Genomic DNA, 26787 nt, shown 5'->3' with positions numbered 1-26787 from the left:
TTATATGACCTTGACAGGAGAAGGTTCACGACTACACGACGGGTAATTGTATGACGGGAGTAGAAACGTGAAAACTTTAGCGTTGGTATCGACATTTGTCGGAAAAACATTCGCGGCATGGGTGGTTTTATTTGCGGTTCTTGGATTTTTCTTTCCAGACACCTTCAAGCAGATTGGACCATGGATTGTCACCCTTTTGTCCATCATCATGTTCGGCATGGGTTTGACACTGTCGATTGATGATTTCCGCGAAGTAGTCAAACGTCCATTCGACGTGACAATCGGCGTACTCGGCCAGTTTTTGATCATGCCGCTGCTTGCCGTGCTGTTGACGATGATCATCCCAATGCCGCCTGAGGTTGCCGCGGGTGTCATTCTGGTTGGCTGCTGCCCGGGCGGTACTTCATCCAACGTCATGACCTATCTGTCCAAGGGCGATGTGGCGCTGTCGGTTGCCTGCACCTCCGTCACCACGCTTGCCGCGCCCATCGTCACGCCGTTCCTGGTCTGGCTATTTGCCAGCCAGTATCTGCCGGTGGATGGTTGGGCCATGTTCATGAGCATCATCAAGGTGGTCATGGTGCCGCTTGCTCTGGGTGCAATCCTGCAAAAAATCCTGCCTGGCGTGGTGAAGGCGGCGGTTCCGGCACTGCCCCTGGTCAGTGTTATTGGTATCGTGCTCATTGTCTCGGCCGTGGTCGGCGCATCCAAGGCTTCCATCGTCCAGTCCGGTCTGCTGATCTTCGTAGTCGTCATTCTCCATAACGGCTTGGGTTATTTGCTGGGCTTCTTCGCAGCTAAGGCAACGGGTCTCTCATTGGCAAAGCGCAAGGCCATTGCCATCGAGGTTGGAATGCAAAATTCCGGACTGGGCGCGGCTCTCGCAACCGCCTATTTCTCGCCGCTTGCTGCCGTTCCAAGCGCCATCTTCAGCGTCTGGCACAATATATCTGGCGCGCTTCTGGCGAACTGGTTCTCCGGCCGCACGGAAAACGAAAGCAAATAGCGTTGCGACGCGGGTGACAAGCATCCGCGCCAACGCATGTGAGTGATCAGGCGCGCCGAATGCGGCGCGCCTTTTTCTTTGCCGCCAGGCACAGTCAGTCGATCACGAGACTGTTATTTGATCGTGATCACGGCTGCTCCGGTTTTTCTGGAAACCGGATAGGTGCTTGGCTATACATTTTCCAACAGTGCGTGCTGCGTGCGCTGCGGGATTTCCCCGAAATCGACGGAGACTAAGATCAACTTCCAACCAAGGGAGCGTGAACCTGTGTCTTCGACATTAAAGCAAGGTCGCATCAACTCTACCCTTCGTAAATTCCTCGACAGCGGGTCCTCCAGCGGTCTCGTGCTGATGGCGGTTGCCTTATTGGCCATCATCATTGCCAACTCGCCGCTGGCAGAGGCTTATTTCAGTCTGCTGCATGTCTATCTTGGGCCACTCAGTGTCCAGCACTGGATCAACGATGCCCTGATGGCGGTGTTTTTCCTCATGGTGGGTCTGGAGATCAAACGTGAGATGATGGATGGCCAGCTAAACAGCTGGCACCGGCGTGTGCTGCCGGGTGCTGCCGCCGCTGGCGGCATGGCATTTCCGGCATTGTTTTACGTGCTGTTCAATAAGGACAATCCGGCTGCATTGCAGGGTTGGGCCATTCCGGCCGCAACCGACATCGCCTTTGCCCTTGGCGTTATCTCGCTGTTGGGTTCGCGTGTGCCCGCTTCGTTGAAGATATTTCTTGCAGCCTTGGCCATCATTGATGACCTCGGTGCAGTCATCATCATTGCGCTGTTTTACACTGAAAATCTCAATCTGCTGGCCCTTGCCGGTGCATTTCTTGTCCTTGGCAATCTCTTCCTGTTCAACAGAATGAAGGTCAGGCAACTCTGGCCTTATCTGGCTTTGGGGGCAGTCCTGTGGTTGCTGATGTTTATATCGGGCATTCACGCGACGTTGGCCGGTGTCATGCTGGCGCTTACCATTCCGCTGAAACTGACCCCCGGTACACCAGAGGCAACACCGGAGGAATCACCACTCCATCGCCTTGAGCATGGGCTGCATAAGCCGGTGGCATTTTTCGTGGTGCCGGTCTTCGGTTTTGCCAATGCCGGTGTGTCGCTGTCTGGTCTCAGCCTAGGCGTGTTCAGTGAACCTGTCACCATGGGCGTGGCCGTGGGGCTTGTTCTCGGCAAACTGGTTGGTGTTCTCGGTGTTGTCGCACTTCTGGTCAAACTGCGTTGGGCACAACTTCCGGCGCATGCAAGCTGGGGCCAAATGACTGGCACGGCCTTCCTGTGCGGTATCGGCTTCACCATGTCACTGTTCATCGGCCTCCTGGCCTTTGATGATCCGGCTTTGCAGGACCACGTGAAGATCGGCATTCTCTTGGGCTCGCTGGTATCAGGCACGTTGGGCGCCACGCTGCTGGCCATATCTGGCCGGAAGGTCTCCGTCGCCAAGGCCGCCTGAAATCCGAATGAGTCGACCGCCCATGTCTACGGCATGCGGCGGTCGTTACCCGGTTGACGTCACCCACCGACCTCACAGAAATGTCAGGTCGACGTGACCGCAGTCTGAGGAACGAACAAGGCAACAGCGCATTGGGTTTTTGGATAGAATGAAAGGAGATCCCCATGCCAAACTCAAGACGAACCACTCTGCGCGTGCTTGATAATGCCGAAGTAGAGCTTGTCGAGGCCTCCCGCCATCCCTCCATAAACGAACTTTCCGACACTGAGCTGCAGCAGCTGCGCAAAAACCTGCGGGAACGCCGCGATCGTGCCCGCGACATTGCCAACCGCACACGCCGCGAAATGCGTGGCAAGTCGGCGCGCGATGATGGCAAGGCGGCCAAAACAGATACCGGCATTCGTGAACGGCTGTCTATTCTTGCCAATGCCGTGCAGCGCACCAATCAGGAACATGCCCGTCGTCAGCGTTTTGAAGGACGTGGTGAGTTGAAGCGTAACGCCGAAAAGGCACTGGAAATGCGCCGCGCCGCCGCAAGCCCCATCAACAGACCAACCTCGCGCCGAGCTGACAAGGGTATGCGCGCTATTCCCAATGAACGGGCGGAAGATCTGGTCAACCGCATGGAGCTGGGGCGTGTATCGCAATTTGTCCGCGACAGTCAGGCCAAGCGCGACAAACGCCATGAAGAGGCCGGTGTTTAATTGTCTGTGTAACCGCGCATCTGAACATGCGGCGCATTCGCTTCGCCGCCCATTTTTTCCTGGCAGTACATTACAGTCGTTCATAGCACAACTTTCACCCTGCATCTCCTTGGAGACGCAGGGTGACTTTTGTTTGGTGTGCATGTCACGCCCGCGTGGCGTGGCGTGTCCTGTGCCCGGTTTCTTGAGCCCGCGGCCCCAATACGCTACATGCAGCACCGTCCTGAAAAATCCCGCTGTCGAATGATGAAGGAGATGCCCATGAACCCGCACGATACCCGCCCGCGTATTCATCTGACAGGCGCATCCTGCTCGGGCGTTTCGACATTAGGGTCCGCTCTGTCGGCGCATTACGGCATGCCGCAATTTGATGTCGATGATTTCTACTGGATGCCGACCGATCCGCCATTCACCACCAAACGGCCGCCACAAGAGCGGGTAAAGCTCATTCAGGCGCAGCAGCGTCAAAGCAATGGCTGGGTGCTGACCGGGTCCTGCATGGGCTGGGGCAATGCCATGCTTGGCGATGTCGATCTCATCCTTTTCCTGCAAACGCCAACTGCCATCCGGCTGCAAAGGCTGGATGCACGCGAGGCCGCCCGTTATGGCACACGTATTCTGCCGGACGGCGACATGCATGTTCAACACATGGCATTTCGCGATTGGGCGTCCCGTTACGATGACCCGACTTTTTCCGGCCGCAACATTGCCCAGCATGAGGAATGGCTGGCAGAACAATCCGCCCCGATTCTGCGCCTTGATGGTGCCTTGCCCACCGCAGAACTGATGGCGCAGGTGACGCAGGCGCTGAAGAACACCGTGTGACACCCAAACTCTGACCCCGCGCAAGGATCGGGTGGCTGAGGCCACTTGGCCGCTCCTATAAGCAAACCTCCCAATCAAGGAGGTCTCTCATGGGCATGTTAGAAAACAAGGTCGCCATCATCACCGGCGCATCGTCAGGCATTGGCCGCGCCGCTGCCATGCTGTTCAGCGCGGAAGGTGCCGCCGTTGTGCTGAATGCCAGGCACGCACCGGCGCTGGAGGCGGTGGCGGACGAAATCCGTGCCAAAGGCGGTCAGGTGGTCACTGTGGCGGGGGATGTTGGCCAACAGAAAACCCACGAAATGCTGGTTGCGCGGGCCATCACGTCTTTCGGCGGCGTCGATATCGCCTTTAACAATGCCGCCACCATTGGTCCTCTGAAACCGCTGGCCGAGGTTGATGTCGCGGAATGGCAGGGCACGATCACCACGACACTGACCTCGGCTTTCCTCGCCAGCCGCGCGCAGATCCCGGCCATGCTGGCGCGGGGCGGCGGGTCGATCATCTTTACCTCAAGCTTTGTTGGAAGCAGCGTTGGCCTGCCGGGCATGGCGGTCTATGCCGCCGCCAAGGCCGGGTTGATGGGACTGGTAAAGGGCATTACAGCCGACTACGCGGTGAACGGCATCAGGGCGAACGCGCTGCTGCCCGGCGGGGTGGATACGGCCATGGCCGGGGATGAGGCACAAAAACAATGGGCAGCCGGTCTGCACGCCATGAAACGTATCGCCCAACCAGAAGAAATTGCCAATGTCGCGCTGTTTTTGGCCAGCCCCATGGCCAGCTTTGTTGCTGGCTCGGCGCTGTTTGCCGATGGTGGCAATGCGGCGGTGAAGTGAGGCCGCACTTCACCTGAAACAACACCGCCACCTGGCGTGGCGGTGTTTTCGCTTAATTGCTGGGCTTAATATCGCCAGCAATTCCGCATTCAATGACATTGACGTCAACCGTTTCCAAGGGACGTCCACTTTTGGTTTCAAATGCGCCGCGAATGGTCACTCCTTTGAGAAGCATCGATTTGTATTCTTCGCGGTTACACCAGTTTTTCCGCATCACGTCCTTTGCCAGAGCCGGGACGGGATCAGGGGAAAATATCTTGATGGTATAAACCCGGTTCGCATAGCTGGCACCGGATATGCCCAGCGCGCCATTGGTGGTGGCAAAGGTTTTTTCCGCCTTGGCACGTTCTGTCATTTCGGCATCGATTTTCAGGTTGTCGAGGTTGCACCCCACGGCGTCGGCATTGGCACTGCGCACAATATTGCCTGTGCGGTCCAGCAGCTCGCCTTGCAATGTCGCGCCAAATGCAAACAGCTCTTTATAGTCGTTTGCGTTGCACCAGGTAAACTCCGTCAAATCTTGCCATTGCTGCTGCTCGGCCTCGTTGTCGTTCCCAATCCGGTAGCGATAAATCAGGGTATAACCATCCGCTACAACGGCGGTCAGCCTGACGTTTTTGTCGAAGTTTTGTGGAATGGTGCGGGATGCCGCATAACGTTTCAGGGCCGCTTGTATCGCTTCGCTCTGTGTTTGAGGTTCTGGCGGCGGAGGCGGCGGTGGCGGCGGTTGTGCGGCCTGCAGCACCAGACTGAACTTGAATTGTTCGAAACGCTTCTCGGCAATACGATCCAGCTGCGTCGCAGAAATCAAAACGCCCAAACCGGCCAGCGTCATGATGATGTTTGTTAAAATCGTGTCGTCAATCGGCTTGGTTTTTTCCTGACCTTTGTCGAACACAAGCGCGAGATTGGCGACGGGCACTAGGCCCATCAACCATCGGTCATTTTCGCCATAGGCATCGCGGGAACGCGCTGCCGAAAAGAGGCCGGCCACAGCGCCAGCAAGCACCATTATGGCAACGTGTGTTCCAACGATAACATGGGCATAGCCATGTTCGATTGCCATCTGTTCCGGCAGTAAGAGCAGGGTAGAGGCGTAAAGTATGACAAAGACCAGACAGCAGCCGAAGAAATAGGCGCCACCGCCAATTTTCCATGTCGGTTTTGTTATCGCAAGGATTGCCCAGGCTGAAAACACCATCACGGGCCACGACCACAAAATCCTCATGAACATGCTGAGCTCAAGCAGCTCGCGTGCGAATTCTTCCATGCCCAGACCCCTCTATTCCCGGTTGTGTGGTACGGCCTCGCTCACAAAATCGCAAGACCAGGCAAAGCCGTGGCGAGAATTTCTGCGGCAGGGGTAAATCATTGCTTACGCTCGCGATTGTCATCCTCGCCCGTGAGGCGAGGCTCCAAGCCGGTGCCTGATATGCAACGTGGTTGGATTCTCGCCACAAGGGCGAGAATGATGACGGCGATTGTGGTCTCTGGCACTCGCGGTCGGGCTCGTAGAGAAGACGGGCTTCAACAGAAACGGGCGGCCTTGAACAAGCAAGCCGCCCGTATGGAACTGTGTCTGCAGGCACTGGTGCCTCAGCCTTCGTCACCCTGCGCAGGCAGCCAGTCCGGTGGTGGGCCGCCCAGTGCTTCGGCAACGCCGTTGCCCTGCGGCTGTTCGGCTCTCGCGGGTGCTGGCTTCGGTTTCGGCTTTGCCTTTGTGGTCTGTGGCACCGTCAACGACTGCGCATCAGCGGCATCCACCCATTTCGGGCGTCGCTTTTCATCCTGCCAAAGCGCGTCGGAAATCGTAAAAACCTCGCCGGTTTCGCGGATTTCCCCGTCAATGTAACCACGCGTGTTGGCAACCACTTCAACCATTCGAAGGGTTGCCCATGGTCACACCGGCGGTAATGCGGCCGGTGGTCGGCGCCGTGCCTGTCACCGTGTAGTTCAGGCGTACATACCGTTCCGCCGTGCCGCGCGGCAGAAAGTCCGGCAAAACGACCTTGCCCGCTTTCAACTCTGCCACCGGCACGGCCTGCGACCACACGACCTTGGGCGAGGCGAAGGCCGGTGCGTCATCGGTCTGCAGCGCAATTGTCAGCGTGGTCAGGTTGTTGAAATCTTCCACCACCTGCAGGCGCAGTGGCACCGGCTTGCCCTGGCCAACATCGCGTACAACGCCGCCAGCAATGGGTGAAAGGTCGAGAATGTTGGTCGAGGCTGCCGTGGCAGTAATCGCCTGCGCATTGGACAGCAGGCTCTGAGTATCGAAAATCATGCGTTTTCCCCGTGATAGGTGTCAAAGCAAAGGAAGGGAGAAGGTGCCCGCCGCCCTTGGCGGCAGGCCTTACGGGTGCGTTTACAGCGCCACTGCCGGTACAGGCGCTTCTGTGCTGAGCAGCGAGTCCGCAATCCGGATTGGAATGTTGCGGTAGGTGGTCACTTCTTCGCCTTCCAGCGTCGCAGATTTCAGCGGCACGGTGTTGGCGCGTCCCGTCGTCAGGCCACGGTCGGTGGACTGTTCGTCGAGAATTTCCATGACCTGGCGGTTCATGTAGCACACGGTGCGGCCGCCCTTGGCGTTGATGCCGTAGGTCATGTACAGGCGGTAATAGGCCTGTCGCAGCAGCTTCCACAGATCGACATTGCCGGCCATCATCTCGGACACATCGATATTGGCAATACGCGCCATGTAACGATAATCCTTCACGAAGGCACCCATGTGCCATTCAAAGGCGGTGACCTTGGCGTAATAGGTATTGCCGTCATCGTCTTTTACCGGCTCTTCGCCCTTGTCCATCACTTCCACGCCGGCCTTTGTGCCTTCAGGGTAGAGCAGGGATGCGGCATGGTCTGCCCATGTCACGAACCAGATGGAGGTGTTGTCGCCGCCGGTGCCACCGGCATTGATCACCTGGTTGGCGGCATTCGGCCGCGTCGGGTCGGGAATGTTGCTGTTATAGGCGCTGAAACGCGGCGCAAACCCCTTGAACTTCTCCGGCGTCTTGTCCGTGTCGTGGTAGAAAAGGCCGGTTGCCATTTCCTGGTTCATCGCTTCCAGGAAGGGGGCGCTGTCCACCAGTCGCTGCTTGGCCGGGTCCGGCGCCAGCTTCAACAGGCGAGTGTCGATTTCAGAGCGCGCTTCCAGAAAACCGGTGGTGTCATCCACCTGCTGCAGCGTGCTCTTGGATTTCTGCACACCCTTGTACAGTCGGCCCCAGCCAGCGGACGGCAGACCGGTGCGAATGGAGTGACGGTGAATGCCCTTGAGGTTGCACTGCGTGGCAATCGCATCTTTCAGGATGGGGTTGTTCTGCGCCAGCAGTTCAAGAACGATGCCCTCGCCAGAGGCTTTGTGGGCGTCAATGAGGGTAGGTACGGTGCTACCAATGATAGCCATGTGTTATTTGCCCTTCGGTGCGTCGTTTGGAAAAAGAAGGTGAGCGGTTTCGGCCTTTCTGCCCCCGCCGTCTGCGCCTCCCGTTGGTGGGTTGTCCTCCCGGATCATCGATCCGACCTTTGCGAATATGCGGATAAGCTCGGGATGGTTGCCGCCGCCACTGGCGTTGAGGTATTCCCTCAAGGCGGGCGTGCCGAGCGTGGAAAGTGCGCGCTGGGCGCTGGAAACTGTGCCCTGCCATTTGTGGCCGCCAATGTCGCGGTCGCGTCGGGCCTCGTCGGCCCAGCCCTGAACACGGTTGGCCCAGTTTTCCGCCTGCGCCGCACCCCGTCGTGATTGTGTTTCAATGAACTTGTCGGCCAGTTGCTGCGCCTGGCGTGTCGTCAGGCCCAGCTCCTTGAAGTCGCTGCCCATCGCATCCAGCAGCTCCTGGTCCACTTCCACGCCGTCTGGCATGGTCAGGCTGTATTTGCCGTCATCGGGAACCGTATCGTCAGGGCCTTTGGTGGCATCATCCTTTGTGCCGTTGTCGCCATTACCATCTGATGTATCGCCGAAATCATTGTCGCGATCGTCGTCATCGAAGTCGTCAGCCGTATTGGCCTTATCATCGGGAAACAGCACGGCCTCGGGTGAGGGCGCATTGGCCTCGTTACCACTGCCGCCAAAGCTGTCGCCTTCGGCATTAAACAGCAATGCGGCGCGGCCCAGCCACCTGTTACGCATCAACGTCATAGTCTTCGCCTTCCGCGCTGTCGGCACGGCGTTTCGCCGCTACCTTTTCTGCTTCCTTGAAATCAGCGATCGCCAGCAACAGCTTCGGGTACATGGTGGGGTCGATGCTATCGAGCTTGGCGATCAGCGTTCGCCCGGCCCCCTGTCTGCCGAGGATGTAGTTCGTTGCGTTGGTCAGTTCCCCCGAATAGGCATCGCGGTAAACAGCGCATTGTTCCAGCATCCAGAACAGCACACGCTTGCCGGCATCGAGGGCAAAGACGTCACGAAACGCCGTCGTGATTTCATCACGCTCCGGGGTATGGGGGTGAGAAGGTTGTTCGTTAAAATGGTCCATTAGCCTAGTCCAAGCTGGCGCAGCAGCGCGTTGCCATTGGGGTTTTCGTTGGCGCTGGCCAAAAGTTCTGCGGCCTGTGCGCCCTGGTTCAGAGCCGGTGCCATGGTGGCGGCCATTTCGGCACTCTGCTGCGCCTGCGCCTGTTGCGCGCGCTGTTCGCGCAGCGCCGCCACCTTGTCATCGGCAAGGATCATCGAAGGCGGCGCACCGATAGCCTCGATGTAAAGGTCAATCGCCTCGTCAGCATCCAGCTTGTCCAGCGCTTCCGGCCGTGCCCCGGCCAGCTGGCCAATAAAGGCCACGCCACGCTCAATCGGCCCGGTGGAAACTGCCTGCTGCGCCTGCGCCAGGGTGGAGATATATTCCACCTTCAGTTCCAGCCCCTGCAACTCCTCCGGTGGCGGCGGCAGTTCGTCGCGTGCCACCAGAATGTCATAGGTCCGGTCAATGGTTGGGCCCAGCTGGTCGCCAAACACGTTTTCCAGCACCGGACCCAGCTGCAGCAGCTGTTCTTCCTTGCGCTGCGTCAGTTCAAACTGGTTGCGCGGCTGCACGCCTTCCATGTTGGTAATGGCAAAAAACAGATCGGCAAAAAACGTCCTGTCAATGCGGATCTGCGTTTCGCGGATGTCCTCGCGCAGTTCGGAAAGGCTCAGGTTCACTTCCATTGCCGGGCGAAAACCCTTGCCGGCGGGGTCGTCGACATAGTTCACCGCACCCGGCAACAGCGAGTTGGGGCTGTTCTGCATGGAGGTCGGCGCGTTCATCGGCGGGCGCACCTTTTTGTCGATGCCCTCCAGCTTGCGCATCTGTTCCAGCTGCAACATCTTGATGTCGGCCAGCGCCTTTTGCCCCGGTGAAAGGGAGTAATGGTCGTCGTCGGAAAGCTCCCAGGCCGGCGCAATGATCGGGTTGCTGTCAAAGCCGCTTTCTTCCAAAAGCTCGGTGCCGATTTCATCCACCCAGTAATTGGAAAGGAACGGCTTGTTGCGCTTGTCGCGCATCGTCTCGTCCCGGTCGTAACGCGGCTCAATGGCGTGGTAGACATCAAAACATTCCGAATATTTGGCCGTGTCATACAGGCCACGAATGCGCTGCGGCACCTGCTCGTAACCGAAGCGCTCGACAATGCGCTGCACGTTCCAGCGAAACACCCGGTACAGCGTCGTCGCGCGGCCCTTGTGGTTGCGCGCCAGCCAGAACCGGCCATGCACCAGCTGCTGCACGCGAATAACCGTTTCCTCGTCTTCCACCAGAATGGCAACCGACTGGCCAAACTGGCCAAGGTCGCCATACCCCACATGGAAGGCGCGATAGAGGTTGGAGGCGGCAAATACCTCGCGCATCTTGTCCTGCACGGCGGCCAGATAGGCCTTCACCGCATCTACCTTTTTCAAGGCGGGATCAAAGGTCGTCAGCCGGAACCACGGCCGGGCAGGCGAGGTCAGGCCGGAGTGCATGCCGGATTTCAGCGTGTCGCAGGCATGTGTGCCGGTGCTGTCAATAATCTTGGCGCGGGTGCGCGGCCCCTCGCGGTCGCCACCAAGGCGCAACCGGGTCGGCTCAATGTAATCGGCCAGCGCTCGCCATTCCGCTTCCCAGGGCTGACGAAGCTGCTTCAGCTCTTCCAGGCGGCGACGGTGGTAGGCAATCTGGGTTTCGTCGGTTCGGCGGGTGTCTGCCATGTCTCAGGCTCCAAGCAATGTCTTTTTGCCATCCATGCCGGAAAGCGTCGGCGACAGCGTGTTGGCAAAGGTGCCAACGCCGGTACCGGAGGTCAGGATGGTGCTGGCAGAACCACGAATGCGGTCGGAGGTGCGCCGCGCCGCAGAACTCTGTCCCACGGCATAATCCGGCGTCTTCTGCTGCGCGTATTCCGGCGGCGCCTGAACAGTCGGGGTTTTCGGGGTCTTGAACATGCACATGAGCGTTATCCGATGTTGAGAAGAATAAGGATGAACACGGCAACCGGCACACCGGTATTGATGCCGCAAAGGGCCGCATGCAGGGCGCCATGCGCCCGCTGCCCGGATGAAATGTTGGGGAGGTTTGCGGGCGATTTTGCAGCCAGATCGTCAGCCGCCGCAGCACCGGCAACGGGCAGGGTGGAAAACATCGCAAGCCACAGGCAAAAATTGTCGGGGCTGAACAGCCACAACAGCAGGCACACGCAAAACAGCATCACGCAGAAAAGCCGGCCATTGGCGGCGGCATTCTGCCGACGGGCAATACTCACCGCCAGCACGTCACGCACTGCAACCGGACTCTTGAATTTTATATCAATGTTGCTGCTGCTGTCTGACTGGCCGCTATCAGTCTGGCCGCTATCAATGGCCTGCCCATAATCCATAAATCCCGCTCCACCGGCCACATCGACCATCGGGTGGAGTGTTAGCGGTCAATGGTTGTGAGGGTGGAATGGGTGAGGCTATGCGTTTAAATAAGTCCTGAAGCAGCAGGCAATGATCAACTCGGCCAAGGGGAAACAGGATTTGGTTATCATTTGTTGAGCGACGAGCCCTGAACTGAACATCTAGTACAATTAGTGCAAAAAATCGGACGTCTCTAACTTAAGTGCGCTTCCTCACGTTGTTCAAAAACATCTCGTGAGTAGACGGAATTCCGAGAACTTTCGTTCGCGTGGGCGTGCTTGCGCCAACAAGCATTCTCAACAGAGCCGACTCATAGTCGCTGATTTGTCTATCGATGTATCTGTCTAATTGTTCGAACGGCTGTGCGTCGGTGCAGAAGGCAAACGCCTTTTGCCAGCCGTATATTCGCTTTCCAATTGCATCTAATGTCGCCGTCTTGGAGTTTTTAGGATGGAATGAGTTTCCCTTCTTCAAGAACGCCTGAATAGCAATTTTCGATTCTGAAATAGCCTTTGTAACGTCTGTCTTTAGTCGTTCCGTTGATGCTGTACTCGGGACACATCGTCGCGGCTGGATGGTGCATCCAAGAAAATTTATGGCGTTACTGCATTCGCCACTCGCAGCTTTGTCACTACCCTTGGCTGGTGCGTATAAACCAAAGCCGAAGCTCTCAAGTGTTTCACCAGCGTGGGAAATTGCCGCGTCCAATACCTTCTTATCTTCTCCCACCATGAGGATGTCGTCGATGTACCTTACCGCAGTCACACCCATTTTGTTTAATTCATGGTCTAAGTCATAAAGTAGTACATTGCCCGCGAATGCGGACAGCGATGAACCTTGGGCGACACCGATACCTCCCTTAGGGAAAAGTGACGCATAACTTTGCAACTCTTCTTCATTGTCTAGATGAAGCGCTAAAGCATACTCAAAAAGATCTGAGAGAGCGTCGTCTTGGGTTTGGGTTCGCACAAATTCAACGACGGTCTTGGTTGGTATGCGCGTAAAAAATGATTTGATGTCTGACTGATAGAAATATTTGGATCCACCATCGATCGCTTCTCTTATCAACCTAATTGCGGGCTCAACTCCGCCATATGGATGCATTAGCCCGCCTACGCCGTACTTGGACTTATTGACCTCATTGATGGCACCCAATCTCTCGTCCCGTTCAATCCGATAACGGGTATTCACATCCTTGGAATCTATCGCTGTCCTAGGTTGCAATATTTGCAAGATTGCGCGCTGTACGATCCGGTTCTTTAATGTAGCAATGGCAATAGGCCGTGGATCTTTACCTACAGCAATCCTTTTCTTTGCATCCTTCAAAACCCCAGTGACAGGATCGAATTTAAAGCGGCCTTCGCGGAGTTGTGTGATAATTCGGCGGATATGTCGTTGATGGGAGTGCTCAAACTCAGTTGCAGCACCTCGAATATCCCCGTTAGCGGAACTCATTGCACTTTTCTTGACGTGCCGCCAGGCGGAGAAAACATTCTGTTCTGACCGGACGTTTTCGAAAAGCGATGCCATATTTTCTCCGCTCGGGTCCCCGTACATACTGTCCCGACCGTTGATAGGTACCCATCCACTGCGCACGGCAGAGCCGCGACTCCAGACACCTCGGCAGCAAATGCCACCTGGGCGTGGTGTCCGTGGCGCGTGATCCGCATGGACAGGTCCAGCTTCACGTCCGACGCCATGGCAACCATGAACGCTACGACCAACGCGAGTCCGCAAAGGCCGGTAAGCCGACTCCCACGAGCCGGTTTTTCGAGGCAGGTTCACACAATTCTTCACCCTCCACCTTAGCAGGTTTTTGGCAATGTCAAGCGATTCCGGCCCCGGCCGCGCCCGCCGCTTAAATTGGCTATCTGCTGCTTGGGGACCGCCTGATGACGGCGTATTCACAGCTTCCAAACCAACGGTCAGGTACGACACATCCACTGCGCACGGCAGAGCCGCGACTCCAGACACCTCGGCAGCAAATGCCACCTGGGCGTGGTGTCCGTGGCGCGTGATCCGCATGGACAGGTCCAGCTTCACGTCCGACGCCATGGCAACCATGAACACTGCGACGATATGGTTTTTTGCCGGAGTTATTCAAGTGTCTTCACGCATCCCAGTCTAAAATTTTTACTTAAAGTTGTCTAAATTTGCATCAAGTTTCAGATACGCTCTTTTAGAGCGGCTTAGCTTATGGGGGCGGAGTTGCGTACGGTCTAAATTGGGTCGAAACTCACTTGTCCAAAGACGCCAATTTTCGAGAAAAATAACCGATAAAGAAATCACCCCGGTGCCATTTCTCAAATCCTAAAACAGCTTTCGTGCAGCGAAATGTCGGATGGGTTCCTTACCTACCCATCACCACCCCTTGACTCCACCACAACATATCCAATAATCCGGATGTATGGATAACACATCAGCAATCGCGGCGCTTGGCGCCTTGGCACAACCCACCAGGCTGGACACATTTCGTCTTCTTGTCAGGCATGAGCCGGAAGGCGTTCCGGCCGGTGAGCTGGCGCGTCTTCTTGACGTGCCGCAAAACACCATGTCCGCCCATCTGGCCACCCTGTCGCGGGCCGGGCTAGTGCGGGGCGAGCGGCACAGCCGCTCGATCATTTACCGGGCAGATCTGGAAGGTTTGAAAGAGTTGACCCTGTTTCTCCTGAAAGATTGTTGTGGCGGTTCTGCCGAGCTTTGCGCACCGCTGATTGCCGAGCTGACACCCTGTTGCGTGCCAGAGGCAAAACCATGCTGAGCAGGGGTTATACGGTTCGGGTTGCTGCGTTCGAACAATCTCACCGAAAATCACCTCACGCGTTTTGACGACGAGGACCCAACAGAAATCACCGCGCGCCGTCACCGCGGCGCTCATGGCCGTGTGTTCATTTTCACCGGGTCACGCTCTTTGCTGTGGCCCACATAACAACTCCGGAAACTCCGCCTGATGTCGACTTTTGAACGTTATCTCACCATCTGGGTTTTTCTCTGCATCATCGTTGGTGTCGCGCTTGGCCATCTGTTGCCCGGCGTGTTCCACTTCGTTGGCGCGCTGGAAGTCGCCAAGGTCAATTTGCCCGTCGCCATTCTGATATGGCTGATGATTATCCCGATGCTGATCAAGATCGACTTCCGCTCCCTGGCGCAGGTCGGCATCTATTGGCGCGGCATCGGCGTCACGCTGTTTATCAACTGGGCGGTTAAACCATTTTCCATGGCACTGTTGGCATGGCTGTTTATCGGCTGGCTGTTCCGGCCGTATCTGCCGGGCGATCAGATCGATTCCTATATTGCCGGGCTTATCATTCTGGCAGCCGCCCCCTGTACCGCCATGGTCTTTGTGTGGAGCAACCTCACACGCGGTGAACCGCTGTTCACGCTGTCTCAGGTCGCCGTCAATGACGCGATCATGATTGTGGCTTTTGCGCCCATTGTCGGCTTGCTGCTGGGCCTGTCGGCCATCATCGTTCCGTGGGACACGCTCATTCTGTCTGTCGGCCTTTACATCATCGTGCCTGTTATCATCGCGCAGCTTCTGCGTGCCCGCTTGACGCGGGATGGAACGACCACGGCACTGGATGCGACACTTGCAAAGCTGCAGCCGCTGTCGCTCATTGCCCTGCTGGTTACACTTGTCCTGCTGTTTGGTTTTCAGGGGCAGCAGATCATCGCGCAGCCCATGATCATTGCGCTGCTGGCCGTTCCCATCCTCATTCAGGTCTATTTCAATTCGGCGCTGGCATATTTTTTGAACCGTCTGGTGGGTGAGCGCCATTGCGTTGCCGGCCCATCGGCACTGATTGGGGCCAGCAACTTCTTTGAACTCGCGGTTGCCGCGGCCATCAGCCTGTTCGGGTTTCACTCCGGCGCAGCACTGGCAACCGTGGTCGGCGTGCTCATCGAGGTTCCGGTCATGTTGACCGTCGTCTGGGCCGTAAACCGCAGCAAACACTGGTACGAGGCTTCGCCCGCCGTCAGCAGAAACAAAGCTTGAAAGAAGGACAAAATCATGGACGCCAAGATTTATCACAACCCGGCCTGCGGCACGTCCCGCAACGTGCTGGCCTTGATCCGCGCTGCTGGCATTGAACCGGACGTGATTGACTATCTCAGCAACCCGCCATCGCGCCAGCAGCTTGAAAAGCTCATTTCGGATGCCGGCCTGACCGTCCGTCAGTCGGTGAGAGAGAAGGGCACGCCATACGCCGAATTGGGGATGGATAATCCAGATGTGACCGACAGTGATTTGCTGGATGCCATGCTGCAGCATCCCATTCTCATCAATCGTCCTTTTGTCGTCACGCCCTTGGGCACACGGCTCGCCCGGCCGTCCGAACTGGTGCTGGATATCCTGCCGAACAGTTTCACCGGCGCTTTCTTCAAGGAAGATGGCGAACAGGTTCTCGATCAGGAAGGAAAACGTCTTGTCTGATCTTTTCCCCGCTTTGCAGGCCCAACATCTTCATCAGCCAGACCTTGATGCCCTGCGTCCAGCCTTTTCCACGCACAAGCCGCGCATTCTTATCCTTTACGGCTCGCTGCGCGAGGTGTCCTACAGCCGCCTTTTGGCGAAAGAGGCTGGCCGCCTGCTGGCGGAACTGGGCTGCGAGGTCAAAATCTTTGATCCCGCCGGTCTGCCATTGCCGGATGAAGCGCCGGTCAGCCACCCCAAGGTGCAGGAATTGCGGGATTTGACGCAGTGGTCGGAAGGCCAGGTCTGGGTCAGCCCGGAGCGTCACGGCGCCATGACCGGCATCATGAAGGCGCAGATAGACTGGATACCGCTGTCGCTTGGCTCCATTCGCCCCACGCAGGGCAAAACCCTTGCTGTCATGGAAGTGTCCGGCGGCAGCCAGTCGTTTAACGCGGTCAACCAAATGCGCATTCTCGGCCGCTGGATGCGGATGATCACCATTCCCAACCAGTCATCGGTCGCCAAGGCCTATCAGGAATTTGACGCCGATGGCCGCATGAAACCATCGTCCTATTATGACCGGGTGGTGGATGTCTGCGAAGAACTGGTCAAGTTCACGCTGCTCACGCGGGATGCCTCGGCCTACCTGACAGACCGTTATAGCGAGCGCAAGGAACAGGCGCTGGAACTGGAAAAGCGCGTGTCGCTGAAGTCAATATAGGCAAACAGTGTCAGCCGGCACCTGATCTGTTCAGATGCTGGCGCGCGGGGTGCGCGGCCACCCTTCGCTCCAGCCGCCTGTCAGATGGTGCTTTTGTCGCGCACAGATGCGGCAACTGCCATGAAGGCGATGATGCCAAGCGCGCCAATCATTGAAATCACGAACAGGGATAGGGTGGTTCCAATTCGGTCCATGGCGGCGGCAAATAAAAATGGTGCCGCTGCTCCCGTTGCCAGCCGCGCACCGGCCATCTTGCCGGTTATTGCGCCGTAACCGGCAGATCCGAACAGATAAAGCGGCAGACTGCCTTGCGCGATGCTGTTGATGCCGGAACCAAGCCCGAGGCAGATTGCAAAGGCTACAGCGCCGGGCAACCAGTCGCCAGACAAGCCAAGAACAACCACACCAAGCACGATGAAGCTGGCGGAGACTATCGCCAGTGCAGGCGGCGCTAAACGTTGCCCAAAAACCATGTTGATCAGGCGGCTCAACACCTGTGCAGGGCCAAACAGCGCGCCAATAGCGACCGCAGCACTTCCAAGGCCGATTGCTCCAAGCATTGGCACCATATGGGCAAGAATTGCCGCAATGGTAAAACCCGTCAGAGAAAAGGCAAGGGAAACCAACACAATGCCGCGACGTCGGGCCTGTGGCGCAAGCGCGCCGGGCACTGCGTCGCCGTTTCCAATTCTGTTCTGCTGGTCGTCCTTCTTTCCGCTTCGTTTTATCCAGTAATGTAACGGCATACACACGGTGAGGTTCAGAACGGCAAAAACCACATAGATTTGCCGCCAGGATAGATAGGCCGTCAGCATGGCGGCAATCGGCCAGAATATGGTGGAGGCAAAACCGGCCACCAGTGTCAGGTAGGTGATGCTGCGCGAGGCTGTGCGGGGCTGGCTTTCCACAAGCGTTGCAAAGGCGGCCTGGTATTGGACCATGCCTGAAAACACCTCCATCAGCACAATCGTCAGCGCAAAAATTGCAACGGACGGCGACCATGCGCAGGCTGCAAGGGTCAGCGCTGCAAGGGCAGAGCCCAGCGTCATCACGCTTGCCGCACCAATGCGGTCCATATGCCTGCCAATGAACGGGGCAGACAGGCCGCCAATGAACAGGGCAATGGAGAAGATCGCAAACACCTGCTCCAGGCTTATGCCCAAATCACTCGCCATTGCCGGCGCCAGAATGCTGAAGGAGTAGTAAAGGGTGCCATAACCGACGATCTGCGTGACACCAAGGGCAGAAACAAAACCTGCCGGAACCCTGTTTGCGGCCAATGACCTATTCCTTTGCCGGTTTATAAGTCGTTGGAATTAGAGACTGGGGCCTGCTCGAACGACCCGGCAATGTCCGGATTTCCCGCGCAGCAATCCTCCAGAAGAAAACGCGCTAGCCCGCTCAGCGCATCAAAACGGGCGGTGTAGATAATGGAACGGGCCTCGCGTTGTTGCGTAATCAGCCCGGCGCGATCCAGCTCTTTGAGATGAAAGGACAGGTTGGAGGGCGATACGTCCAGCCGCTGGGAAATTGCTCCGGCTGCCATGCCCTCAGGCCCGGCCACCACCAGCATTCGCACAATCTTCAGCCGTGTTTCCTGAGACAAAGCCCCGAATGCGGCCAGCGCCTGCATTTCTTCCATTTTTCAATAATCCTTGAACTATTGAAATGAGATTTAGCGAAGATGATGGTCTTCGGCAAGTGGCCGATGGCTTGGGCTCAAGCAATTTCAGGAAACAAAAAACCGGGGCGAAATCCGCCCCGGTTTCATCTCTCAAACCGCCACTTGGTTTAGTGCAGTGAGGCGCTGGCCGCTTCGCGCTCCGCCTTGTCGTGCAGGGCGTAGCGGTCAATCATGTCAGCGCTGGCGCGGTTAAAGCCGATAACTTCGACATCCGTGCCGTTGCGACGGAATTTGATCACCACCTTGTCCAGTGCGCCAACCGCGGTAATGTCCCACAGATGCGCCTGGCTCACATCGATTTTCACCTTGTCGGCCGGTGTCGCAAAGTCGAATGCGGATATGAAACTCTCCGCCGAGGCAAAGAAAATCTGCCCTTCAACCGTATAGGTTACGGTGCCATTTGCGTCTTTCGGTGACGCCTTGACGCTGAACAGTTTGGCGACCTTTCCGGCAAAGAAAATGCCTGACAACATCACGCCCACAATCACGCCCTTGGCCAGATCATGGGTCATGAGAACCGTGGCCACGGTCGCCAGCATCACGATGGAGGAGGAAAGCGGGTTTTTCCTGAGGTCCAGCACCGAGCGCCATTTGAAGGTGCCGATCGATACAATGATCATAACCGCCACCAGTGCGGCCATGGGGATAATCCGCACCAGGTCATTCAGCGCCACGATCAGAAACAGCAGAAACGCACCGGCCACAAAAGTGGAAAGGCGGCCACGCCCGCCGGAAGACACGTTGATGACCGACTGGCCAATCATCGCGCAGCCACCCATGCCGCCAATAAAGGCGGACGCTATGTTGCTGGCACCCTGGCCAAGGCATTCTTGGCTTTTGTTGCTGGGCGTGTCGGTCATGTCATCAACAATCTGCGCCGTCAGTAGGCTTTCCAGCAGGCCAACCGCCGCAAGCGTTATGGAGTATGGGAAAATGATCTGCAGCGTTTCCAGCGTAAACGGCACATCCGGTATCATGAAGTGAGGCAGGCTGTCGGGCAGGGCACCAAGGTCACCCACCGTGCGCACATCCATGCCGGTAAACCACACGATGAGCGTAATGATGACGATGGAAACCAGCGGCGAGGGCACCGCCTTGGTGACGTAAGGAAACAGGTAGATGATGGCCAGTCCCCCGGCAATCATCACATAGGTGGCAACAGGCACGCCAATCAGCTCCGGCAACTGCGCCATGAAGATCAGCACGGCCAGCGAATTGACAAAACCCGTGATCACGGAGCGGGAAACAAAGCGCATTACCCGGCCAATTTTGGCAAGCCCGGCAATGATCTGGATGATGCCCATCAGGATGGTGGCGGCAAACAGGTATTGCAGGCCGTGTTCTTTCACCAGCGTCACCATCACCACGGCGGTTGCGGCGGTGGCGGCAGAAATCATGCCCGGGCGGCCGCCGGTAATGGCGCTCACACAGGCAATGGCAAACGAGGCATAAAGGCCAACGCGTGGGTCAACGCCGGCAATAACGGAAAAGCCGATAGCCTCTGGAATAAGCGCAAGCGCCACAACAATGCCAGAGAGAATATCGCCACGAATGTTCGAGAACCATTCCCGACGGTAGGCTGAAAAATTGATCATGATTTTGGTTTTCACAGTAAGGGGCAACGGGCCAAACCGAAGTCGGGTCCATAAACAATGATGAAGTTGCGTTGCTGTGTTGTCTGGCGGATCGGCGGCCAGAAGAGCCACCCGGAATTTCACCGGGTCCTTGTGGATGTGCCTCATTAGCGTGGATCACGGGCGGATGCAACAAAGCGTGTGCAGACCGGCCGTCAGTTCACCATGGTGTTTTTCACACGCACTGAGGCGCGTGTGTACCAGACCCAAAGACCGCCAAAGAAGACCTGTGGAAACAGCTCGCGGAGTTCGCCTACGGTCAAGAGATCGGAAAAACTACCGCCCAGCAGGCTACCGGCAATGGCAAGGCCGAGGATGAACAGCACTGGCGTTAACAGCCATTGATAGAAAAACAGATCAACGAAGATCCGCTTTTTGTTGAGGCCCGCCCAAAGAACGGTCAACCCAAGCGCCAGCTGCACAATGTTCATGGCAACGTCGGTAAAAATGACAAAGCTTATGTTGGGAACGTCCCACAGTCCGTCATAACCTTTGAAATTTAGATGCGCCGAAAGTACGATGTTCAAAATGCCCAAGGTCTGCAGCACCAGCAAGACAACCAACCAGCCGCCAATACCCTCAAGCTCCGAGTTGACTTTGGTGGGGTCCGTATTGTCCGTGGCCCGCGCGCTGCGCGATTTTCTGACAATCACCGCTATGCCGCCAAGGATGGCCAACAGAATGATCCAGTGCCAGATAGAAAAAGCGCCCATGATTCCCCCGAAATTATCAGCGCAACCATCTATTGCAACCGTGAATAAAACACAAACGTGCGGATGTGTTTGGCGCGGGTTCGTGCGTTATCAGACCGATCGTTGGTTCAATCCTTGGTTCAGGCATGTACGTGGCAATAGGCCTCAAACTCCCGTGCCACGGCCGTTCTGTGCCTTTCCTTGTGGCGCAGCAGCGTAAAACGGCGTGGCGGCAGGTCAAAATCCAGCACCTGCAGTTGGCCGTTTTCCAGGAAAGGCGACACGATCATCTGCGACAGCGCGGTCACGCAGCCGCCTTGCAAAACGGCGGTTAATAGCGCCTCGTTGGAGGGCAGCACGAAACGAATGTCCAGCGCGTGCGGGTCGATGGCCTGCTCTTTCAGTGCCTGTTCCAGCACGGACCGTGTGCCGGAACCCTGTTCGCGCATGATCCATTTCAGCGACGTCAGCGCATCATCTGGTTGGACAGCGCCGGCCTTGGACACCACCACCAACTTGTCGCTGGTGATCGTGGCGGTGGAAAGCAGCGGCTCATCAAGCGCACCTTCTATAAAGCCCAGCTCCGCATCGCCGTTGATCACAGCTGCCGCAACCGTTGCGGTGTTGCCAATCGTCATGTTCAGTTGAATGCCGGGATAGCTGGCGGAAAAACCAAGCAGCCGCGAAGGCAGCCAGTAATTGGCAATGGTCTGGCTGGCCTGAACATCCAGGCTGCCGGTGTTCAGCTTGCCAAGCTCCGCCAGCACCGACTCGGTTTCTTTCACCCGCGCCAGCGTTTCCTTGGCTTCTTTCAGCAACACTCTGCCTTCTCGGGTCAACTGAATGCCGCGGCCGACCCGGTCAAACAGTTTGACGGCATAAAACGTCTCCAGCGCCTTGATGGAGGCACTGACGGCAGAGGGCGTCAGCCGCAGCGCATTGGCGGCCTGCGTCAGGTGTTGCCGTTCTGCGGTGGCGACAAAAATTACCAGCTGTTCAAAGGTCATGACCAATCGTTCGTTTTTATCGAATGAAATGTCAAATATTATTCGATATACGCAAACGAATTGGACGAATATTCTCTCAGATGTAAGTGGTTTGGGGGTTTATTTTGTCTGTTCGGTCTATGTTGGAAATCGGTCCCGGTCTTGTTCTTGCTGTTGGCATCACATTTGCCGCGCAGGGGCTGGTTGCGGTTGAAAAGGCCGTACTGGGTCATGAACTGGTGGATGCCCTGGTCATTGCCATCGTTCTTGGCACGCTGCTGCACACCTGTTTCGGCCTCGCGCCGTTCCTCAAGGCCGGGGTCGATTTCTCCGCCAAGTTCGTATTGGAAATTGCCATCGTGCTGCTGGGTGCGTCGGTCAGCCTTGCCACCATTGCCGATGCCGGCAGCCTGATGATTGGCGTGGTGGCCTGCACGGTCATCCTGTCGCTGATTGCCAGTTACAGCCTCTGTCGTTTGCTGGGCCTGCCGGACCATCTGGCAACGCTGGTTGCCTGCGGCACCTCCATCTGCGGCAATTCGGCCATTGTCGCCGCAGCCCCAGTCATTGGTGCAAAGTCGGATGATGTCGCAGCCTCCATTGCCTTTACCGCCGCGCTGGGTGTGGTGGTCGTGCTGCTTTTGCCGTCGCTGTTTCCTATTTTCCCGGTCAGTGAATGGCAATATGGCGTTTTTGCCGGCATGACGGTTTACGCCGTGCCGCAGGTGCTGGCCGCCACCGCACCGGTCGGTGCCGCCAGTGTGCAGATCGGTACGCTGGTCAAGCTGATGCGCGTGTTGATGCTGGGGCCGGTCGTGCTCCTGTTGCGCCTGTTTAAGGGCGGTGCCGCCATGCAGGGGGAACGCCTGTCACTTGCCCGTCTGGTGCCGTGGTTCATCATTGGCTTTTTCCTCACCATGTGCCTGCGCAGCCTTGCCATCATTCCTGATACTGCCGTGGATGTCGCCAAGGGTAGTTCGGCCATTCTCACCACAGTGTCGATGGCGGCGCTTGGCCTGTCGGTTAACATGCGCACGGTCTTTGCCTCTGGCGGCCGGGTGCTGGTGGCTGGCATCCTGTCGCTTGCCGCTTTGGGTGCACTGGGTGTTGCAGGCCTGATGATGTTTCACCCGCAATAAGCGCATCTGAAACAAGGGCAGGGGCGATCGGCCGCCCAGGCGGAATTGACAAAGTCAGGGGAAAATGGTTTTCCGGTGGTCAAGGTTTCGTGCACCTGCCGCCTGCAGACGTAACGTCCCGGTGAAGCCCGATTTTAAAACCCTTCTCACCCTCGATGCATTTCGTTGGTGGCAACGCAGGCTCCCATCACATATCGAAATGCCTCATCTGAGGAGTGAGTGATGTCGCAAAGACCATCACCGGATAATCATTTCCTGACCGCGCCCTTGGGCAAGGTCTTCGCAACAACAGCCATTCCCATGGCTGTGGTCATGACCATGAACGGCCTGCTCGGCATCATCGATGCCGCTTTTCTCGGCCATTTTGTCGGGCCAGAAGCCATTACCGCCATTGGCATATCCTTTCCCGTGCTCATGCTGGCCATTGCCCTGTCGACACTGGTCAGCAGCGGCATGTCCAGCATGTTTGCCCGCCAGCTGGGGCGTGGCGCCAGGGCAGACGCCGCGGCCACCTTTGCAAGCGCCCACGGTCTTGCGCTGGTTCTCGGTCTAGCACTTGCGCTGATGTTTCTGCTGGGCGGTCCGGCATTTGCCCGCCACATGGCCGGTGCAGATCCCGTCGTGGCAGACATGGTCTGGCAATTCCTCATGATATCGCTGGCTGGCAGCCCGGTGCAATTCGTGCTGGCACTGCATGCCGATGCCTGGCGCAATGAAGGGCGGGCCGGCAGCATGGCATTGCTGTCGCTGGGTGTCACCGCGCTCAACATCCTGCTCAACTACGTGCTTATCGTGTTGTGCGGTTTGGGCGTGGCCGGTTCGACCGGCAGCACGGTGCTGGCGCAAATCATTGGCCTTGCCCTGTTGCTGGAAGGGCGCAGGCGCAGCCCCACCTTGCTGCCGCTTTCCGGCCTGTGGCAGCACGGCTGGTTCGGCAGCTGGCGGCAATTTGTGGCGCTTGGCGCACCGGTCAGTCTCAGCTTCATTGGCATGGCCTTTACCGCAACCTGTGTGCTGGCCGTATTGTCGCAGCAAAGCGCGATACAACACAGCGAGATACAACAGGGCCAGGCGCAATTGCACACCATGGCCGCCTATGGTGTCATCACTCGCATTCTCGGTTTTGCCTTCCTGCCCATGATGGCGCTTGGCCTGTCCATGCAAAGCATCGCCGGTAACAATGCCGGTGCCGGGTTTTATCAGCGTGCCAGACGCGTGGCGGCCATTGCCGCCGGCACGGCCCTTGTTTACGGCGCGGTGGTGGAACTTGTGCTGCTGTCCCAATCCCATGTCGTGGCGTCAATCTTCATGACGGACATGCAGGTTATCGCGGAAGTCAGCCGCATAGTGCGGCCAATGATGGCGCTTTACATGCTGTCAGGGCCAGTCTTTATGTTCGGGCTTTATTGTCAGGCCATTGGCCAACCCGCCCGGGCTGGCCTGCTTACCCTGACCAAATCCTTCGTCCTGTTGCCGGGTCTCATCATAGCTTTGGCCTTGTTGACCACGGCAAATTCCATCTGGTTTGCCTATCCGGCAGCAGAGGCCATCGTCACGGTAATTGCCATCTGGCTGCTTGTAAAAACATACCCTAAAGCCGCACGGCGCGGGGCTGTCAGCTAGCAGAGCGGCTGGATTTGACCTCCGGCGGCGGTTCGCTGCCGCCGGAACCTGAGCCAATCCCTGCGGCCAATTGTCAACCGCCACCACCTGCCATTGCGGGCGGTAAAAAATAGCTTATTTTGCAACGTCTTAAATCTCCATAATGAGTCGTTAAACAGTGCCTGACCAGTGCCTGACCAGTGTCGAAGCGGCTGATATCGGGTATGGTTTTCTGTCGGTACGCAGGATTACAAGGTGCAGGGGTGATCAAGGTCTGCGGTGACAGCACGCATTCCTCCTGCTAACAAACTTTATACAATCGGCCACACATGAGCGGCCACGGAGCGCCACTGCTAGATGAATACATCAGACGCGGAAAATAACGGGCAGGACGATGTCTTCGCATTCATGGGGGCAGGCGGGCTGGCAGGTCAACTCATCCGTTCCAATGATTGGCGGACAACATCGGTCGGAGATGTGTCCATATGGCCCGCGGCCTTGAAGGCGGCTTTGTCAATCTGCCTCGGCTCCAGCGCGCCTTGTGCGGTGTTATGGGGCGCAAATAACATACTCTTTTACAACGACGCATATGTGCCGGTGCTGGCCGAGCGCCATCCCGCCGCCATGGGAAAACCTGCTGCCGATGTGTGGCCGGAATTGTTTCCTGCCGTGGGCGAAAGGCTCAAGCGCGTCATGGCGGGTGAAGGACTGAGCGAACGCCGGCAGCCAATGACTTTCAGCCGGTCAGGCAAAAGCGTTGAAACCTTCTGGGACTACGCCTACACGCCGATCAGAACCGAAACCGGCAGCATCGGCGGTATCTTCATCAATGTCTCTGACGTCACGGATGTTGTGCTGAATGAACGTCGCCTAACGCAACGGGCGCAGCAACAGCAGACGATGTTCCAGAAAATGCCGGGTTTTGTCGCCGTTCTGCGCGGCGAAAACCACATCTATGAATATGCCAATGATGCCTATCGCGACATTACCGGTGGACGGCACCTCATCGGCCTTCCGGCAAAGGAGGCACTGCCTGAACTGGAAGGACAGGGCGTTTTTGAGGTCTTGGACCGAGTTTATGCAGAGGGCAATGCTTTTTCCGCCACCGGAATGAAGGTCAGGCTTGCAGGCGAGACAAAGGATCGATTTATCGATTTCGTCTTCCAGGCGCTGCATGACGAAACCGGCCATGTCACCGGCATTTTTGTTGGTGGCCACGATGTGACCGCCCATCTGGAAGCCCAGCGCGCTTTGTCCGTTCGTGAAAGTGAACTGCAAACACTCACCGATGCGCTTCCGGTTCTGATCTCCTATGTCGACAAGAATGAGCGCTACCAGTTCGTCAACAAGTTCTATGAAACCTGGTTTCCAAGAAAGCGGGAATCGCTCATCGGCAAGACCCTACTGGAAGTGGTCGGGCCAGATGCTTACGCCAAGGTCAAACACTGGATTGATGCAGCACTGGCTGGAGAGCGACTGCATTTTGAACAGCGCATGCCGTATTCCACGACCTCGCACCGCGACATCAGCGTTGAGTATATTCCGCGTGTCAGCGGCAGTGGCAAGGTTGAAGGCTTTTACACGCTGGTGCAGGACATTTCGGAAACCAAGGCGGTGGAAGCGCGGCAACGGGAACTCACCAACGAGCTTTCCCATCGCATCAAGAATTCTCTGGCCATGGTGCAGGCCATTGTCAGCCAGTCTTTGCGCAATGCCGATGACACCAGCCTGGCACAGGAGGTCATCTCCGCACGGCTTTCTGCCATGTCGCGCGCGCAAGATATCCTGACCAATACCAACTGGGCATCGGCAGATATCCGCGAGGTGCTGGATATGGCGCTGAAACCCTATCTCGGCGGCGGTGACCGCTTTTCCTTTGTTGGCCCGTCCATCCGCCTTTCGGCACAGCAGGGGCTGGGATTATCGCTGGCCATTCATGAGCTTGCCACCAATGCCACCAAGTATGGCTCGCTGTCGGTCATTGAAGGAACCATAGAAATTCAGTGGTCGGTCAGCGAGGATGGCGATTTCGTCTTCGACTGGGTGGAAGTGGGCGGTCCCACCGTCGTTGCACCGAAGAAAAAGGGCTTTGGCTCGCGGCTGATAGAACGCAGCGTCGCCCCGTATTTTGAAGGTGCCTGCACCTTGTCCTACTTGCCGTCAGGTGTACGATTTAATCTGGTCGGCAAAATCCTTCACGAATGATCTTGGCTGACGGCCG

At 57.1% G+C, this 26787-nt stretch carries 27 protein-coding genes and 1 other annotated feature; of the genes, 12 read left to right on the top strand and 15 right to left on the bottom strand.

What is annotated here, in order from left to right; translation table 11 throughout:
* Positions 1-67: 67 nt before the first annotated feature.
* The 5 genes from HGO37_RS05765 to HGO37_RS05745 all read left to right on the top strand — a co-directional run bounded on the left by HGO37_RS05765 (position 68) and on the right by HGO37_RS05745 (position 4841).
* Complete coding sequence (locus tag HGO37_RS05765) at positions 68-1006, top strand: bile acid:sodium symporter family protein (RefSeq protein ID WP_250982546.1); 939 nt, start codon at positions 68-70, stop codon at positions 1004-1006.
* A gap of 267 nt (positions 1007-1273) precedes the next feature.
* Positions 1274-2473, top strand: coding sequence for a Na+/H+ antiporter NhaA (nhaA, locus tag HGO37_RS05760; protein ID WP_250982545.1), 1200 nt, complete (start codon positions 1274-1276; stop codon positions 2471-2473).
* 164 nt (positions 2474-2637) lie between these two features.
* Positions 2638-3177, top strand: coding sequence for a hypothetical protein (locus tag HGO37_RS05755; protein ID WP_250982544.1), 540 nt, complete (start codon positions 2638-2640; stop codon positions 3175-3177).
* Between the two features lie 261 nt (positions 3178-3438).
* Positions 3439-4002, top strand: a complete 564-nt coding sequence (locus tag HGO37_RS05750; RefSeq protein ID WP_250982543.1) for an ATP-binding protein — start codon at positions 3439-3441, stop codon at positions 4000-4002.
* Between the two features lie 89 nt (positions 4003-4091).
* Positions 4092-4841 carry an SDR family oxidoreductase gene (locus HGO37_RS05745; protein WP_250982542.1) on the top strand — a complete coding sequence of 250 codons (750 nt, stop codon included), beginning with the start codon at positions 4092-4094 and terminating at the stop codon, positions 4839-4841.
* Between the two features lie 52 nt (positions 4842-4893).
* On the opposite strand, the gene HGO37_RS05740 is transcribed toward HGO37_RS05745, so the two are convergent.
* From HGO37_RS05740 to HGO37_RS05695, 10 genes are all read right to left on the bottom strand, one after another.
* Positions 4894-6111 carry an MFS transporter gene (locus HGO37_RS05740; protein ID WP_250982541.1) on the bottom strand — a complete coding sequence of 406 codons (1218 nt, stop codon included), beginning with the start codon at positions 6109-6111 and terminating at the stop codon, positions 4894-4896.
* Positions 6112-6437: 326 nt separating this feature from the next.
* Positions 6438-6722 carry a hypothetical protein gene (locus HGO37_RS05735; RefSeq protein ID WP_250982540.1) on the bottom strand — a complete coding sequence of 95 codons (285 nt, stop codon included), beginning with the start codon at positions 6720-6722 and terminating at the stop codon, positions 6438-6440.
* Complete coding sequence (locus HGO37_RS05730) at positions 6715-7125, bottom strand: Bbp16 family capsid cement protein (protein WP_192491308.1); 411 nt, start codon at positions 7123-7125, stop codon at positions 6715-6717. Before HGO37_RS05730 ends, HGO37_RS05735 begins: the two co-directional genes overlap by 8 nt.
* 81 nt (positions 7126-7206) lie before the next feature.
* A complete protein-coding gene (locus tag HGO37_RS05725) occupies positions 7207-8247 on the bottom strand; it encodes a major capsid protein (protein ID WP_250982539.1) in 1041 nt (346 codons plus the stop codon).
* Between the two features lie 3 nt (positions 8248-8250).
* The gene (locus HGO37_RS05720; RefSeq protein WP_250982538.1) at positions 8251-8982 is read right to left on the bottom strand and encodes a hypothetical protein; all 732 of its coding nucleotides are present in this window, start codon (positions 8980-8982) and stop codon (positions 8251-8253) included.
* Complete coding sequence (locus HGO37_RS05715) at positions 8966-9319, bottom strand: hypothetical protein (RefSeq protein WP_250982537.1); 354 nt, start codon at positions 9317-9319, stop codon at positions 8966-8968. Before HGO37_RS05715 ends, HGO37_RS05720 begins: the two co-directional genes overlap by 17 nt.
* Positions 9319-11004 carry a portal protein gene (locus tag HGO37_RS05710; RefSeq protein WP_250982536.1) on the bottom strand — a complete coding sequence of 562 codons (1686 nt, stop codon included), beginning with the start codon at positions 11002-11004 and terminating at the stop codon, positions 9319-9321. Before HGO37_RS05710 ends, HGO37_RS05715 begins: the two co-directional genes overlap by 1 nt.
* 3 nt (positions 11005-11007) lie before the next feature.
* The gene (locus HGO37_RS05705; RefSeq protein WP_192491313.1) at positions 11008-11244 is read right to left on the bottom strand and encodes a hypothetical protein; all 237 of its coding nucleotides are present in this window, start codon (positions 11242-11244) and stop codon (positions 11008-11010) included.
* A 5-nt stretch (positions 11245-11249) separates the two neighbouring features.
* On the bottom strand, positions 11250-11669 hold the full coding sequence (locus HGO37_RS05700) for a hypothetical protein (protein WP_250982535.1): 420 nt from the start codon (positions 11667-11669) through the stop codon (positions 11250-11252).
* 220 nt (positions 11670-11889) lie between these two features.
* Positions 11890-13221 carry a reverse transcriptase domain-containing protein gene (locus HGO37_RS05695; protein WP_250982534.1) on the bottom strand — a complete coding sequence of 444 codons (1332 nt, stop codon included), beginning with the start codon at positions 13219-13221 and terminating at the stop codon, positions 11890-11892.
* A gap of 877 nt (positions 13222-14098) precedes the next feature.
* Here HGO37_RS05695 and HGO37_RS05690 point away from each other — a divergent pair.
* The 4 genes from HGO37_RS05690 to arsH all read left to right on the top strand — a co-directional run bounded on the left by HGO37_RS05690 (position 14099) and on the right by arsH (position 16829).
* Entirely contained in the window at positions 14099-14452 is a 354-nt protein-coding gene (locus HGO37_RS05690) for an ArsR/SmtB family transcription factor (RefSeq protein WP_250982533.1), read from the top strand.
* Positions 14453-14641: 189 nt separating this feature from the next.
* Entirely contained in the window at positions 14642-15688 is a 1047-nt protein-coding gene (gene arsB, locus HGO37_RS05685; protein ID WP_250982532.1) for an ACR3 family arsenite efflux transporter, read from the top strand.
* Between the two features lie 15 nt (positions 15689-15703).
* Entirely contained in the window at positions 15704-16126 is a 423-nt protein-coding gene (gene arsC / locus HGO37_RS05680) for an arsenate reductase (glutaredoxin) (RefSeq protein WP_250982531.1), read from the top strand.
* Positions 16083-16829: an arsenical resistance protein ArsH gene (gene arsH, locus HGO37_RS05675; RefSeq protein WP_285200481.1), complete on the top strand. Its 747-nt coding sequence runs from the start codon at positions 16083-16085 to the stop codon at positions 16827-16829. The genes arsC and arsH overlap by 44 nt, the downstream gene beginning before the upstream one ends.
* A gap of 80 nt (positions 16830-16909) precedes the next feature.
* Here arsH and arsK read toward each other — a convergent pair whose 3' ends face one another.
* The 5 genes from arsK to HGO37_RS05650 form a co-directional block, all read right to left on the bottom strand.
* On the bottom strand, positions 16910-18109 hold the full coding sequence (arsK, locus tag HGO37_RS05670) for an arsenite efflux MFS transporter ArsK (RefSeq protein ID WP_250982530.1): 1200 nt from the start codon (positions 18107-18109) through the stop codon (positions 16910-16912).
* Positions 18110-18129: 20 nt separating this feature from the next.
* Entirely contained in the window at positions 18130-18471 is a 342-nt protein-coding gene (locus HGO37_RS05665) for an ArsR/SmtB family transcription factor (protein WP_250982529.1), read from the bottom strand.
* Between the two features lie 149 nt (positions 18472-18620).
* Positions 18621-20108 (bottom strand): SulP family inorganic anion transporter, encoded by a 1488-nt coding sequence (locus HGO37_RS05660; protein WP_250982528.1) that lies wholly within the window; start codon positions 20106-20108, stop codon positions 18621-18623.
* Positions 20109-20185: 77 nt separating this feature from the next.
* Positions 20186-20241: a sequence feature (sul1 is cis-regulatory element that is thought to sense ions involved in sulfur or methionine metabolism; They are found in Alphaproteobacteria), on the bottom strand.
* Positions 20242-20302: 61 nt separating this feature from the next.
* Positions 20303-20860, bottom strand: coding sequence for a DUF2569 family protein (locus HGO37_RS05655; RefSeq protein ID WP_250982527.1), 558 nt, complete (start codon positions 20858-20860; stop codon positions 20303-20305).
* A gap of 119 nt (positions 20861-20979) precedes the next feature.
* On the bottom strand, positions 20980-21846 hold the full coding sequence (locus tag HGO37_RS05650; RefSeq protein WP_250982526.1) for a LysR substrate-binding domain-containing protein: 867 nt from the start codon (positions 21844-21846) through the stop codon (positions 20980-20982).
* A gap of 104 nt (positions 21847-21950) precedes the next feature.
* Here HGO37_RS05650 and HGO37_RS05645 point away from each other — a divergent pair, with 104 nt between their 5' ends.
* The 3 genes from HGO37_RS05645 (at position 21951) to HGO37_RS05635 (ending at position 26771) form a co-directional block, all read left to right on the top strand.
* The gene (locus tag HGO37_RS05645) at positions 21951-22964 is read left to right on the top strand and encodes a YeiH family protein (protein WP_352230550.1); all 1014 of its coding nucleotides are present in this window, start codon (positions 21951-21953) and stop codon (positions 22962-22964) included.
* A 222-nt stretch (positions 22965-23186) separates the two neighbouring features.
* Entirely contained in the window at positions 23187-24587 is a 1401-nt protein-coding gene (locus HGO37_RS05640; RefSeq protein WP_250982525.1) for an MATE family efflux transporter, read from the top strand.
* Between the two features lie 336 nt (positions 24588-24923).
* Positions 24924-26771, top strand: a complete 1848-nt coding sequence (locus HGO37_RS05635; RefSeq protein ID WP_250982524.1) for a PAS domain-containing sensor histidine kinase — start codon at positions 24924-24926, stop codon at positions 26769-26771.
* Positions 26772-26787 lie beyond the last annotated feature (16 nt).

Origin of the sequence: Rhizobium sp. CG4, assembly GCF_023701965.1 — a bacterium.
Taxonomy (GTDB): domain Bacteria; phylum Pseudomonadota; class Alphaproteobacteria; order Rhizobiales; family Rhizobiaceae; genus Agrobacterium.
Note: the sequence above shows the minus strand (reverse complement) of the source record. Positions and strands in the feature narration are given on the sequence as shown.

What these genes read in the sequence shown, in the direction of transcription:
- HGO37_RS05640 (WP_250982525.1), top strand. Translation starts at nt 23,187, where the DNA reads ATGTCGCAAAGACCATCACCGGATAATCATTTCCTGACCGCGCCCTTG.
- HGO37_RS05715 (WP_250982537.1), bottom strand. Translation starts at nt 9,319, where the DNA reads ATGGACCATTTTAACGAACAACCTTCTCACCCCCATACCCCGGAGCGT.
- HGO37_RS05665 (WP_250982529.1), bottom strand. Translation starts at nt 18,471, where the DNA reads ATGGAAGAAATGCAGGCGCTGGCCGCATTCGGGGCTTTGTCTCAGGAA.
- HGO37_RS05745 (WP_250982542.1), top strand. Translation starts at nt 4,092, where the DNA reads ATGGGCATGTTAGAAAACAAGGTCGCCATCATCACCGGCGCATCGTCA.
- HGO37_RS05690 (WP_250982533.1), top strand. Translation starts at nt 14,099, where the DNA reads ATGGATAACACATCAGCAATCGCGGCGCTTGGCGCCTTGGCACAACCC.
- HGO37_RS05730 (WP_192491308.1), bottom strand. Translation starts at nt 7,125, where the DNA reads ATGATTTTCGATACTCAGAGCCTGCTGTCCAATGCGCAGGCGATTACT.
- HGO37_RS05635 (WP_250982524.1), top strand. Translation starts at nt 24,924, where the DNA reads ATGAATACATCAGACGCGGAAAATAACGGGCAGGACGATGTCTTCGCA.
- HGO37_RS05655 (WP_250982527.1), bottom strand. Translation starts at nt 20,860, where the DNA reads ATGGGCGCTTTTTCTATCTGGCACTGGATCATTCTGTTGGCCATCCTT.
- HGO37_RS05735 (WP_250982540.1), bottom strand. Translation starts at nt 6,722, where the DNA reads ATGGTTGAAGTGGTTGCCAACACGCGTGGTTACATTGACGGGGAAATC.
- arsC (WP_250982531.1), top strand. Translation starts at nt 15,704, where the DNA reads ATGGACGCCAAGATTTATCACAACCCGGCCTGCGGCACGTCCCGCAAC.
- HGO37_RS05750 (WP_250982543.1), top strand. Translation starts at nt 3,439, where the DNA reads ATGAACCCGCACGATACCCGCCCGCGTATTCATCTGACAGGCGCATCC.
- HGO37_RS05700 (WP_250982535.1), bottom strand. Translation starts at nt 11,669, where the DNA reads ATGGATTATGGGCAGGCCATTGATAGCGGCCAGACTGATAGCGGCCAG.
- HGO37_RS05755 (WP_250982544.1), top strand. Translation starts at nt 2,638, where the DNA reads ATGCCAAACTCAAGACGAACCACTCTGCGCGTGCTTGATAATGCCGAA.
- HGO37_RS05725 (WP_250982539.1), bottom strand. Translation starts at nt 8,247, where the DNA reads ATGGCTATCATTGGTAGCACCGTACCTACCCTCATTGACGCCCACAAA.
- HGO37_RS05710 (WP_250982536.1), bottom strand. Translation starts at nt 11,004, where the DNA reads ATGGCAGACACCCGCCGAACCGACGAAACCCAGATTGCCTACCACCGT.
- arsB (WP_250982532.1), top strand. Translation starts at nt 14,642, where the DNA reads ATGTCGACTTTTGAACGTTATCTCACCATCTGGGTTTTTCTCTGCATC.
- HGO37_RS05720 (WP_250982538.1), bottom strand. Translation starts at nt 8,982, where the DNA reads ATGACGTTGATGCGTAACAGGTGGCTGGGCCGCGCCGCATTGCTGTTT.
- arsH (WP_285200481.1), top strand. Translation starts at nt 16,083, where the DNA reads ATGGCGAACAGGTTCTCGATCAGGAAGGAAAACGTCTTGTCTGATCTT.
- HGO37_RS05660 (WP_250982528.1), bottom strand. Translation starts at nt 20,108, where the DNA reads ATGATCAATTTTTCAGCCTACCGTCGGGAATGGTTCTCGAACATTCGT.
- HGO37_RS05740 (WP_250982541.1), bottom strand. Translation starts at nt 6,111, where the DNA reads ATGGAAGAATTCGCACGCGAGCTGCTTGAGCTCAGCATGTTCATGAGG.
- HGO37_RS05650 (WP_250982526.1), bottom strand. Translation starts at nt 21,846, where the DNA reads ATGACCTTTGAACAGCTGGTAATTTTTGTCGCCACCGCAGAACGGCAA.
- HGO37_RS05705 (WP_192491313.1), bottom strand. Translation starts at nt 11,244, where the DNA reads ATGTGCATGTTCAAGACCCCGAAAACCCCGACTGTTCAGGCGCCGCCG.
- HGO37_RS05695 (WP_250982534.1), bottom strand. Translation starts at nt 13,221, where the DNA reads ATGGCATCGCTTTTCGAAAACGTCCGGTCAGAACAGAATGTTTTCTCC.